The 11,119-nt window shown below is 72.4% G+C and carries 12 protein-coding genes; 4 read left to right on the top strand and 8 right to left on the bottom strand.

Going from position 1 to position 11,119, the window contains the following annotated elements:
- Window positions 1-3: 3 nt before the first annotated feature.
- Window positions 4-363, bottom strand: a complete 360-nt coding sequence (locus tag ACSP97_RS20775) for an NADH-quinone oxidoreductase subunit A (RefSeq protein WP_030494815.1) — start codon at window positions 361-363, stop codon at window positions 4-6.
- Between the two features lie 742 nt (window positions 364-1,105).
- Between ACSP97_RS20775 and ACSP97_RS20770 the strand changes: the two genes are divergently transcribed.
- Both ACSP97_RS20770 and def read left to right on the top strand, forming a co-directional pair.
- On the top strand, window positions 1,106-1,933 hold the full coding sequence (locus tag ACSP97_RS20770) for a C40 family peptidase (protein ID WP_355145291.1): 828 nt from the start codon (window positions 1,106-1,108) through the stop codon (window positions 1,931-1,933).
- 145 nt (window positions 1,934-2,078) lie between these two features.
- On the top strand, window positions 2,079-2,702 hold the full coding sequence (gene def, locus ACSP97_RS20765; RefSeq protein WP_358271022.1) for a peptide deformylase: 624 nt from the start codon (window positions 2,079-2,081) through the stop codon (window positions 2,700-2,702).
- A gap of 22 nt (window positions 2,703-2,724) precedes the next feature.
- Here the strand turns inward: def and ACSP97_RS20760 are convergent, their stop codons facing one another.
- Window positions 2,725-4,008 carry a geranylgeranyl reductase family protein gene (locus ACSP97_RS20760; protein ID WP_355145287.1) on the bottom strand — a complete coding sequence of 428 codons (1,284 nt, stop codon included), beginning with the start codon at window positions 4,006-4,008 and terminating at the stop codon, window positions 2,725-2,727.
- Window positions 4,009-4,105: 97 nt separating this feature from the next.
- Between ACSP97_RS20760 and ACSP97_RS20755 the strand changes: the two genes are divergently transcribed.
- On the top strand, window positions 4,106-4,636 hold the full coding sequence (locus ACSP97_RS20755; protein ID WP_355145285.1) for a GNAT family N-acetyltransferase: 531 nt from the start codon (window positions 4,106-4,108) through the stop codon (window positions 4,634-4,636).
- Between the two features lie 128 nt (window positions 4,637-4,764).
- A complete protein-coding gene (locus tag ACSP97_RS20750; protein ID WP_440558459.1) occupies window positions 4,765-5,046 on the top strand; it encodes a PASTA domain-containing protein in 282 nt (93 codons plus the stop codon).
- 12 nt (window positions 5,047-5,058) lie between these two features.
- Here ACSP97_RS20750 and ACSP97_RS20745 read toward each other — a convergent pair whose 3' ends face one another.
- The 6 genes from ACSP97_RS20745 to ACSP97_RS20720 all read right to left on the bottom strand — a co-directional run bounded on the left by ACSP97_RS20745 (window position 5,059) and on the right by ACSP97_RS20720 (window position 11,091).
- A complete protein-coding gene (locus ACSP97_RS20745; protein ID WP_355145281.1) occupies window positions 5,059-5,751 on the bottom strand; it encodes a demethylmenaquinone methyltransferase in 693 nt (230 codons plus the stop codon).
- A gap of 73 nt (window positions 5,752-5,824) precedes the next feature.
- Window positions 5,825-6,430: a hypothetical protein gene (locus ACSP97_RS20740; RefSeq protein WP_355145279.1), complete on the bottom strand. Its 606-nt coding sequence runs from the start codon at window positions 6,428-6,430 to the stop codon at window positions 5,825-5,827.
- A gap of 7 nt (window positions 6,431-6,437) precedes the next feature.
- On the bottom strand, window positions 6,438-7,637 hold the full coding sequence (gene mqnC / locus ACSP97_RS20735; protein ID WP_355145277.1) for a cyclic dehypoxanthinyl futalosine synthase: 1,200 nt from the start codon (window positions 7,635-7,637) through the stop codon (window positions 6,438-6,440).
- Window positions 7,638-7,681: 44 nt separating this feature from the next.
- Entirely contained in the window at window positions 7,682-8,401 is a 720-nt protein-coding gene (locus ACSP97_RS20730; protein ID WP_355145275.1) for an A24 family peptidase, read from the bottom strand.
- Window positions 8,398-10,119, bottom strand: a complete 1,722-nt coding sequence (locus tag ACSP97_RS20725) for a protein kinase domain-containing protein (RefSeq protein WP_440558458.1) — start codon at window positions 10,117-10,119, stop codon at window positions 8,398-8,400. Before ACSP97_RS20725 ends, ACSP97_RS20730 begins: the two co-directional genes overlap by 4 nt.
- A gap of 123 nt (window positions 10,120-10,242) precedes the next feature.
- Window positions 10,243-11,091 (bottom strand): menaquinone biosynthetic enzyme MqnA/MqnD family protein, encoded by an 849-nt coding sequence (locus ACSP97_RS20720; RefSeq protein WP_355145273.1) that lies wholly within the window; start codon window positions 11,089-11,091, stop codon window positions 10,243-10,245.
- Window positions 11,092-11,119: the final 28 nt, after the last annotated feature.

Raw genomic sequence — 11,119 nt, 5'->3', positions numbered from 1 at the left:
CCCTCAGTCCCATTCCAGGCCGCCGCGCCGCCATACGTACGCGTACGCGACGAAGACGGTGAGCACGAAGAGCAGCATCTCCACGAGCCCGAAAAGCCCCAGGGCGTCGAAGGTGACGGCCCAGGGGTAGAGGAAGACGATCTCGATGTCGAAGACGATGAAGAGCATCGCCGTCAGGTAGTACTTGATGGGGAAGCGCCCGCCGCCGGCCGGCGTGGGGGTCGGCTCGATACCGCACTCGTAGGCTTCGAGCTTGGCGCGGTTGTACCGCTTCGGACCGATCAGCGTGGCCATGACCACGGAGAAGATCGCAAAGCCTGCCCCGAGGGCTCCCAGTACGAGGATGGGCGCATACGCGTTCACCGCTCCTCGCTCCTCTCAGTCGGCACTGACTGCTGGCGGTTCACTGGGCTCGCATCCGCCTCACCGGCCCCACGAACCACGCTCGTCCCGGCGAAGATCGAGAACATGTGAAGCAGGTCACAAGCCCAACTGCCTCGCATCTTATGCCTGCCGCTCTGTGATCTGCGACACGGGGTATTCCACAAGCTTTGTGATCTCCACCACCTGACGAAGGATCATGAAGTCGGATGATGGGTGATCTTCATACGCGAAGCGTTCAGTTGATCACCAGAAGTGACAATCCAGCTCGTCACCGCAGGCCGGAGGGGGCGTCTCAATATCAAGAAAGTTCACCTGCATGCAAATTCGCCTTGGACGTTCACTCTTGATAGTGGACTCCGTTCACACGTCGGGGGGAGCCACAGGGGGAGATGTGGACGGAGTGAAAGTGCGTGCACGCGTTCACGAGCTCCACACGCGCGGGACGCCGGCTCCCGGGTGACCGTTCCGTGACCTCCGCCACACCGGTAACAAGCCGTCAACAGCCGGGCTTGGCCATCGACCCCAACCAGTGGTAGGCGGGGGGCAATTCGGGCGTAATGATCAAAGACCGTGATCAAGGGCTTGATCGCGGGCGTCCGCAATGTCCGTTACGGCGTCAATAAAGAGCGACACGCCCGGGATTCAAGGTCTCGATTGGGCAACTGTGGCACAGGACACGTTTCTTGAAGATACGGAGGAGCCCCTGATACCGGTTGTTCCCATGTCCCACACCGCTCACATACGCAGCCACCGGAAGCCCCGCCGCAGCGCGTCGTCCCTCGCGATGCGGGCCGGAGTTGCCGGTGGCGTCCTCAGCACCCTGGCAGTCGCCGGGGCCGCCGGTTCGGCCAGCGCCGCCGAGCCGGTGACGCAGACCCTCGAACTGCCCACCCTGACGTCCGACCTGGCCGCCCAGGCGGCCCAGTCCGCGGACGCCACGCAGCAGGCCGCCGCGAACTACCAGCTGCAGGCCGAGCGCGACGCGGCCGCCGCGAACGCCGCGAAGCAGGCCAAGGCGGACCTCGCGGACGCCAAGCAGAAGGCGGCCGAGGCCAAGAAGAAGGCCGAGGAGGCCGCCCGCAAGGCCGCCGCCGAGCGCGCCTCGCGCAGCGAGGTCCGTACGACGCTCGCCGCCTCCACGGGCGGCTCCGGCTCCGTCTCCACCGGCGTCGACACCGGCTCCTCCACGGCCACCGGCTCCGCCGCGGCCGTCGTCAGCTTCGTCAAGTCGCAGCTGGGCAAGGCGTACGTCTCCGGTGCCACCGGCCCGTCCGCGTACGACTGCTCGGGCCTCGTGCAGACGGCCTTCAAGCAGGTCGGCGTGAGCCTGCCGCGCGTCTCCCAGGACCAGTCGACCGCCGGCACCCAGGTATCGCTGAGCAACCTCCAGCCGGGCGACATCCTGTACTGGGGCAGCGCGGGCAGCGCGTACCACGTCGCGGTGTACGTGGGCGGCGGTATGTTCGTCGGCGCGCAGAACCCGTCGGACGGCGTCGCGGAGCACCCGCTCTCGTACGACCAGCCGACCGGCGCCGTGCGGGTGCTCTGAGCCGACCCGCACCTTTCACGACGCTTCAGGCGTTCTTTCGCAGGGCCGCAGCCGCTCGGGGGCAGCGGCCCTGCGGCGTTCCCTGGCATGCTCGGGGACCGGGCCGCCGTCCGGCGGTCCGTCCACGAGCGAAGGAGAAGCCGCGATGCCACGCGTCTTCGTACAGGGCGGCCCCGTGGCCGAGTTCCCCCGTTACGCCCCCGAGTCCGGGCGCGGCCGGGTGCGCCGCATCACCGAGGTCGGCGAGGAGGTGCTGCACAAGCCGTGCCGGGACGTCACGGAGTTCGGTCCCGACCTCGCCGCGCTCATCGACGACATGTTCCGCACCATGTACGTCGCCGAGGGGGCGGGCCTCGCCGCGAACCAGGTCGGGGTCGATCTGCGTCTTTTCGTGTACGACTGCCCCGACGACGATGGAAACCGGCATGTCGGACACATCGTCAATCCCGTGCTGGAATCGCCCGTGACCCGGCGTCGGCTGCTGGACGAGGGCGAGGGCTGCCTGTCGGTGCCGGGCGCGGTGATGGCGCTGCCGAGGCCGGACCGCGCCGTCGTGCGCGGCCAGGACCGGGACGGCAACCCGCTGGAGATCGAGGGCACGGGCTACTTCGCGCGCTGCCTCGCCCACGAGACCGATCACACCAACGGGTACATCTACCTGGACCGGTTGACGAAACGGGAGAAGAAGGACGCGCTGCGGCAGATGGCCGACCGGCGGGCGGAGGTCCATGCCCGCCGGTCGGCCAGGGAAGCCGAGCTGAACGCCTGACTCCGGATCCGGAGAACGGGCGTCAGGCCTTCGGGGTCACCTTCGTCAGGCCGTTGATGATGCGGTCCATCGCGTCGCCGCCCGTGGGGTCGGTCAGGTTCGCCAGCAGCTTCAGGGTGAACTTCATCAGGATCGGGTGGGTCAGACCGCGCTGGGTGGCGATCTGCATGACCTTCGGGTTGCCGATGAGCTTCACGAAGGCGCGGCCGAGGTTGTAGTAGCCGCCGTAGGTGTCCTTGAGGACCTGCGGGTAGCGCTGCAGGGCGATCTCGCGCTGGGCGGGCGTGGCCCTGGCGTGGGCCTGGACGATGACGTCGGCGGCGATCTGGCCGGACTCCATGGCGTAGGCGATGCCCTCGCCGTTGAAGGGGTTCACCAGGCCGCCGGCGTCGCCGACGAGCAGCAGGCCGCGGGTGTAGTGGGGCTTGCGGTTGAAGGCCATGGGCAGGGCGGCGCCGCGGATCGGGCCCGTCATGTTCTCCGGGGTGTAGCCCCAGTCCTCGGGCATGGAGGCGCACCAGGCCTTGAGGATCTCGCGCCAGTCCAGCTCCTTGAAGGCGGCGGAGGTGTTGAGTACGCCGAGGCCGACGTTGGAGGTGCCGTCGCCCATGCCGAAGATCCAGCCGTAGCCGGGCAGCAGCCGGTCCTGGGGGCCGCGCCGGTCCCACAGTTCCAGCCAGGACTCCAGGTAGTCGTCGTCGTGGCGGGGCGAGGTGAAGTACGTGCGCACCGCGACGCCCATCGGGCGGTCCTCGCGCCGGTGCAGGCCCATCGCGAGGGACAGCCGGGTGGAGTTGCCGTCGGCGGCGACGACGAGCGGCGCGTGGAAGGCGGCCTCGCGCTTCTCCTCGCCGACCTTGGCGGTGACACCGGTGATCCGGCCGGTGCGCTCGTCCACGATCGGGCCGGAGACGTTGCAGCGCTCGTACAGCCGCGCGCCCGCCTTCTGGGCGTTGCGGGCCAGGATCTCGTCGAAGTCGTCGCGCTTGCGGACGAGTCCGTAGTTCGGGTAGGCGGCGAGATCGGGCCAGTCGAGCTGGAGGCGGGAGCCGCCGCCGATGATGCGCAGGCCCTTGTTGCGCAGCCAGCCCGCCTCCTCGGAGATGTCGATGCCCATGGCGACGAGCTGCTTGACGGCACGGGGGGTGAGGCCGTCACCGCACACCTTTTCGCGGGGGAACTCGGTCTTCTCCAGGAGCAGTACGTCGAGACCGGCCTTCGCGAGGTGGTACGCGGTCGCGGAGCCGGCTGGCCCCGCGCCCACGACGATCACATCGGCGGTGTGGTCGGAGAGGGGCTCGGTCACGGCGGGATCTCCCCAAGTTCGAAATCTGCGTGCCGACGGGCACTGGACATGGGCAGTCTATTCAGCGGAATAGATCACCCGGCTGAAGGGCTGCCCTGTGAACCGATCTCTCCCCGCTCCGCGGCTGCGTGTTCCCACCCACGAGGACGCCCTCGCCTGGCACCGCCTCTTCGCCGACCCCGAGGTGATGGAGTTCCACGGCGGCAAGCCCGCCGCGCTGTCGGTGTACGAGGAACTCACCGCGCGCCAGCGGCGGCACGACGCCGAACTCGGCTTCTGCCTGTGGACGATCCTGGACGAGTCCGGCGAGGTCCTCGGCTTCACCGGCGCCCAGCCCTGGCGGCCGGCCTGGGGCCCGGTGGGCGCCACGGAGATCGGCTGGCGGCTCGGCCGGGCGCACTGGGGCAAGGGGTACGTCACCGCCGCCGCGCGCGAGACCCTCCAGCGGGTACGGGCGGCGGGCGTGCCGGAGGTGGTGGCGATGGTGCGGCCGGGCAACGCGCGCTCCATCGCGGTGACCAGGCGTCTGGGCATGCGCCCGGCGGAGACCTACCCGCACCCCACGCTGGACGAGGACGCGCTCTGCTTCCGGCTGGCACTCGGCTCACCCACTGCTGACGCAGGGTAGTCGTCTGTCACAGAACGACACCGGATCCTTCCGGCCGGTGTGCGCCGGGGGCTACCCTGCCAGTACCGCTGGGGGTGACATCTGTGCGCACAACACCCGAAGTGCGTGTGCCACGGCTGGTCGGGCTGATGGCCGTGGACGCGCGCGAGACCGCCCGGGCGCGGGGCCTGTTCCTGGCCGCGCCGGACCGCCCGGACTTCCACCGCACGATGGTCGACTACGTCGTACGCCAGTACCCGCGTCCCGGCGCGGAGGTGCCGGCGGAGTCGATGGTGTACGTGTGGTTCGACCTGGCGGAGGGCGAGGGCGGCGGGGGCGTCCGTGAACCACGCGTCCCCGGGCCGCCGGCGGGCGGACTCCAGCGCGAACTGGGCGAGCCGGGGGACGCGTTCGAGGTGATCGGCCGGTGAGCGGCCCGGGGCTCAGTCCTTGAAGCCCCGGTGCAGCGCGACCACACCGCCCGTCAGGTTGCGCCAGGCGACCCTGGACCAGCCGGCCTCGCGCAGCCGTGCGGCGAGGCCGGGCTGGTCCGGCCAGGCGCGGATGGACTCGGCGAGGTAGACGTACGCGTCGGGGTTGGAGGACACCGCGCGGGCGACCGGGGGCAGGGCGCGCATCAGGTACTCGGTGTAGACGGTCCGGAAGGGCGTCCAGGTCGGGTGCGAGAACTCGCAGATCACCACGCGTCCGCCGGGCCGGGTCACCCGGTACATCTCCCGCAGGGCCGCGTCCGTGTCCTGCACGTTGCGCAGGCCGAAGGAGATGGTGACGGCGTCGAAGGTGTCGTCCTTGAACGGCAGCTTCGTCGCGTCGCCGGCCGTGAACGGCATCCAGGTGTGGCGCTTCTTGCCGACCTGGAGCATGCCGAGGGAGAAGTCGCAGGGCACGACGTACGCACCCGTGCGGGCGAAGGGGAGGGAGGAGGTGGCGGTGCCGGCGGCGAGGTCCAGGACCTTCTGCGCGGGGCGCGCGTCGACGGCGGCGGCGACCTCCTTGCGCCAGCGGCGGTCCTGCCCCAGGGACAGCACGTCGTTGGTGAGGTCGTACCGTTCCGCCACGTTGTCGAACATCGAGGCGACTTCGTGCGGCTGCTTGTCCAGGGATGCGCGGGTCACCCGGCCATTGTCGCAGCAGGGTTCCGCCGGAGTCCGCCGGGTCGGGGAGTCGGTGCGGCGGGCACCGCGCGGCTCACCGACGGCGGTACAGCAGCCGGCCGCCGATGACCGTCGCCACGCACGTCGAGGCGCCCCGCTCGGCCAGCTCCGCCTCGTCGGCGACGTCGAAGACGGCGAAGCACGCGGCGCTGCCGGTCGTACGGGCCGGGGGCGTGCGGGGCGGCAGCCCGGAGGCGAACGGGTCCAGCGAGGGCACCCCGCCGGGACGCCCCTGCCGGTCCACGATGTCCAGTCCGGTGCGCCGTACCGCGTCCCGGACCGCCCGGTTGCGCAGCGGGTCGCAGGCCGCCGCCACCGTGCCGTGCGCCAGCATCCGCTGGACGCCGCGCCGCGCGCTCCCGCCCCAGCGCACGTCGTCCGGTGCGAGCGCGGCGAGCGCGGCGCCGGTCAGCGGTTCGGTGCCGAGGGCGTCGGCCTCCCGGGGGTCGGGGTGGTACGCCTCCTCCAGCAGCTCGGTGCCGTGCAGGTTGACGAGGCCGGGCGTGAGGATGCCGGGCCAGCGGCGCACCCGCGCCCGCGGATACCCGTCGGCCAGTTCCGCCAGGTCCCCCGCGCCCACGATCACCTCGCCCTCGACGGCGAGCGCGGACCCCCTGGAGTCGGCGTGGATGGTCAGCACCGCGGGCTCAGTTGGCGGGGAGCAGCTTCAGCTCGGGGTGGGCGGTGCCGCCCTCGATGGCGGTGGAGGAGATGTGGGAGGCGACGCGGTCGTCCACCGGGTCGTTCGCCGGGTCGTCGTGCACGACGAGGTGCTCGTAGGTCGTGGCCCGCTGCGCCGGCACCCGGCCCGCCTTGCGGATGAGGTCGATGATCTCCAGCCGGTTGGAGCGGTGCTTCGCGCCGGCCGAGGACACCACGTTCTCCTCCAGCATGATCGAGCCGAGGTCGTCCGCGCCGTAGTGCAGGGACAGCTGGCCGACCTCCTTGCCCGTGGTGAGCCAGGAGCCCTGGATGTGCCGGACGTTGTCGAGGAACAGCCGGGCGATGGCGATCATCCGCAGGTACTCGAAGATCGTCGCCTGGGTGCGGCCCTTGAGGTGGTTGTTCTCCGGCTGGTACGTGTACGGGATGAACGCGCGGAAGCCGCCCGTGCGGTCCTGGACGTCGCGGATCATCCGCAGGTGCTCGATGCGCTCGGCGTTGGTCTCGCCGGTGCCCATCAGCATGGTGGAGGTGGACTCGACACCCAGCTTGTGCGCGGTCTCCATGATCTCCAGCCAGCGCTCGCCGCTCTCCTTCAGCGGGGCGATGGCCTTGCGGGGCCGCTCGGGCAGCAGTTCGGCACCGGCGCCGGCGAAGGAGTCGAGGCCGGCCTCGTGGATCCGGGTGATGGCCTCCTCGACCGACACGCCGCTGATCCGGGCCATGTGCTCGACCTCGGACGCGCCCAGCGAGTGGATCACCAGCTGGGGGAAGGCGTCCTTGATGGCCTTGAAGTGCTTCTCGTAGTACTCGACGCCGTAGTCCGGGTGGTGGCCGCCCTGGAACATGATCTGGGTGCCGCCCAGCTCGACGGTCTCCGCGCAGCGGCGCAGGATGTCGTCGAGGTCGCGGGTCCAGCCCTTCTCCTTGTCCTTGGGGGCCGCGTAGAAGGCGCAGAACTTGCACGCCGTGACACACACGTTCGTGTAGTTGATGTTGCGCTCGATGATGTACGTCGCGATGTGCTCGATACCGGCGTACATGCGGCGGCGCACGGCGTCGGCGGCGGCGCCCAGCGCGTGCAGGGGGGCGTCGCGGTAGAGGGCGACGGCCTCTTCCGGGGTGATCCGCCCACCGGCGGCGGCACGGTCGAGGACGGACTGGAGGTCGGCCTTCTCGGTCACCGGGGGCTTCCCTTTCTGAAGGGGCGAGGACGGACCGGACCAGCCTACGCCAGCGCCGCATACCCGCCGATCAGCACCCCGACCAGCGTCCCGCACAGCAGGAACGGCCCGAACGGGATCACCGACCCCCGCCCGGCCCGCCGCAGCACGACGAGCGCACCGCCGTACAGGGCCCCGAGCACGAACCCGGCGAACGTGCCGAGCAGCACCACGGACCACCCGTACCACCCGAGCACGGCCCCCGCCCCGAGCGCCAGCTTCACGTCCCCGAAGCCCAGGCCGGCCGGGTTGACCAGGTGCAGTACGGCGTAACCGGCCGCGAGCGCGAGGGACGCGCAGAGCGCGGTGAGCCAGTGGCCGCGGTGGCCGGGCAGCAGCGAGGCGAGCCCCAGCAGCGCGAGCGCGGCGGCGGCGAGGGGCAGGGTCAGCACGTCGGGCAACCGCCGCACCCGGACGTCGACCACCCCGAGCAGCACCCCCGCCGGAGCGAGCAGCAGCCAGGCCCCCGCCTCGGGCCGGGGGCCGGTCGCGGCGACGAGGGCGGCGCAGACCAGGGCGGTGACGGCGGGCAGGAGGGGGCCGGCGGCGGACGCGCACCGCGGGCACGCCGTGCGGCCGAGCCAGCCCCGCAGCGGGTGGCCCTCCGCGCAGTGCGCGCGCCGGGGTTCGCCCGCCGGTACGGCGAGCCGGTGCGCGGCGCGGGGCAGCAGGGCGCCCGCGAGCGCGCCCCACAGCAGGGCGCCGAGCACGAGGGCCCCGGTCACCCGCCGACCCTGGACATGCGGGACGCCGGGTGGCCCTCCGCCGCGCTGTCGGAGGTGTAGGCGAGGTCGTCGTCGCCGGTCGGGGTCAGTTCGATCCGGTGGGGGGCGCGGTCGCAGCCGGCGTGGTCGTCCTTCGCGCCCACCGAGGTGGCGAGGAGCCGGGTGGCGGTGGCCTTCTGGAGGGTGAGCAGGTCGGTGCAGACGGCGCCGGCGGTGTCGGTCCGGCGCAGCTTCCCCAACGGCCGCCCGGGCGCCGCCTGGTGGACGGTGAGCCGGAAGGTGCCCATGGGCCGGGTGCCGCCGAGGCCGGCGGCCGGGCCCTCCCACGTGCCGATGTACCGCGCCGGGACGCTGCCGGACCCCGGGGTTCCGGCGGAGGGGTCGGACGCGCCGGGCGGGGGGTCGCCGACGGCGCCGTCGCCGGGGGCCGTGCTATGGGCCGGGGTGGGGGCGCCGCCCGCTTCGTCGTGCCCGCCGCCGTCGGCGCCGTACCACGGGCGCAGCAGCGCGCCGAGGCCCACCGCCACCAGGGCGAGGGCCCCGGCGACCGCCAGGGCGACGGTGCAACTCAGCCTGCGGCCGCGGCCGTTCTCCGTCGGGGCCGCGTTCGCCGCGACGCTCACCGAGAGTCTGCCGGCGCGGGGGGCGGGGACGGCGGCCAGGGGGCCGGGGGCGTGGGCCGGCCGGGGCGGAGGGGTCTGTGGCGCGGGCGGGGTCATGACCGGGGCCGGGCCGAACCGCCCCGGCAGGGAAGGGGGGTCCGTCGGCGTTGCGCTCACCGACGGCCCGTCGAACGCCACCGGTCCCGAGTGGACCGTCTCCCCGGTGTCCAGGTTGAGCAGGTGGACCGCGCTCCTGCTGACCCGCTCCACCAGCGGCCCCGGCAGCCAGCCCCCGGCCACGAGGCGGGCGGCGCCGCCCGGGGCGAGGCGGTGGCCGACGTCGGCCGGAAAGGGGCGGGCCGACGGGGACTTGGCCAGGCAGGCGGCGGCGACCTCCCGCAGTTCCCCGCTCAGCGCGCCCAGTTCGGGGTCCTCGTGGACGACCTTGTAGAGCAGCGCGGCGGAGGAGTCGCCCGGGAACGGGGACCGGCCCGTCGCCGCGTAGGTGAGGACCGCGCCCAGGGAGAAGACGTCCGCCGCGCCGGTGACGGTCTTGCCGAGGATCTGCTCCGGGGACATGTAGCCCGGCGAGCCGACCGACGCGCCGGTGGCGGTGAGGGAGGCGGTGCCGTCCGTGGCGCGGGCGATGCCGAAGTCGATCAGCAGGGGGCCGTCCAGGGTGAGCAGCACGTTGGACGGCTTGACGTCCCGGTGGACCAGGCCCAGGGCGTGCACGGCGGTCAGCGCCTCGGCGAGGCCCGCGGCCAGCGCCCGTACCGTGTGCTCGGGCAGCGGCCCGTGCTCGGTGACGGCGGCGGCGAGGGAGGGGCCGGCCGCGTAGGCGGTGGCGACCCAGGGCACCGGGGCGTCCGGGTCCGCGTCCAGCACCGGCGCGGTCCAGGCACCGCCGACCCGGCGGGCGGCCTCCACCTCGCGCCGGAAGCGGGCCCGGAACTCCTCGTCCAGCGCGAGGTGCGGGTGCACGATCTTGACCGCGACGGTGCGGCCCCCCGCGCTGCGCCCGAGGTAGACCCGCCCCATGCCACCGGCCCCGAGCCGCCCGATCAGCCGGTACGGTCCCACGGCCACCGGTTCGTCCCCGGCGAGCGCCCGCACGACCGGCCCGCCGGCCCCGAAGGACGGGCCGGCCGAGCCGCCGGGCGTGTCCTGGTCGTTCCCGCCCGTGTGCTCCGGCCGCATGGCGGTCCCCCTCCCCGTTCACCACCGGCAGCGTAGTGACTACGGCTGGAGCAGATCCACCTTCACATCGGCGGGGAAGCCGGTCGTCGGGCCCACCCGGCGGGCGAACTCGGAGACGGCCGCCAGCTGGGGGGCGCCGAAGCTGAAGTCGAGGGTGGTGAAGTACTGGGCGAGGGTCGCCGCGTCGAAGGCCTCCCAGTGGGCCGCCTGCTCCGCGACCTTGTCGACCTCCTCCAGGGACAGCGCCTTGGACTCCAGGAAGGCCCGGTGGACCTGGCGGGTGATGTCCGGCTCCCGCTCCAGGTAGTCGCGCCGGGCCGCCCACACCGCGAAGACGAACGGCAGGCCGGTCCACTCCTTCCAGAGCGCGCCGAGGTCGTGCACGTCGAGGCCGTAGCGCGGGCCGTCGTGCAGGTTGGCGCGCAGGGCCGCGTCCCCGATGAGGACGGCGGCGTCCGCCTCCCGCATCATCAGGCCGAGGTCGGGCGGGCACGTGTAGTACTCGGGCTGGACGCCGTAACGCTCGGCGAGGAGGAGCTGCGCGAGCCGGACCGAGGTGCGGGAGGTCGAGCCGAGGGCCACCTTCGCGCCGTCCAGCCGGTCCAGCGGGACCTGCGAGACGATCACGCAGGACATCACCGGGCCGTCGCAGCCCACGGCGATGTCCGGGAAGGCGACCAGGTCGTCGGCGTTCTTCAGGAACTCGACCAGGGTCACCGGTCCGATGTCGAGATCACCCTGCACCAGCTGCTCGCTGAGCTTCTCCGGGGTGTCCTTGGTCAGCTCGAAGTCGAGGAGGGTGCCGGTTCTCGCGAGCCCCCAGTAGAGGGGCAGGCAGTTCAGGAACTGGATGTGGCCGACGCGCGGCCGGGTGCGAGAATTGTCCACATCGCGGGACTCTAGACCCCGCCTGGTA

Source organism: Streptomyces sp. SCPE 10 (assembly GCF_051980735.1).
Lineage (GTDB): Bacteria > Actinomycetota > Actinomycetes > Streptomycetales > Streptomycetaceae > Streptomyces > Streptomyces misionensis.
Note: the sequence above shows the minus strand (reverse complement) of the source record. Positions and strands in the feature narration are given on the sequence as shown.

Excerpts from the sequence above, each read along its gene's own strand:
- ACSP97_RS20770 (WP_355145291.1), top strand. The coding sequence starts at position 1,106 with ATGTCCCACACCGCTCACATACGCAGCCACCGGAAGCCCCGCCGCAGC.
- def (WP_358271022.1), top strand. The coding sequence starts at position 2,079 with ATGCCACGCGTCTTCGTACAGGGCGGCCCCGTGGCCGAGTTCCCCCGT.
- ACSP97_RS20750 (WP_440558459.1), top strand. The coding sequence starts at position 4,765 with ATGGCCGTGGACGCGCGCGAGACCGCCCGGGCGCGGGGCCTGTTCCTG.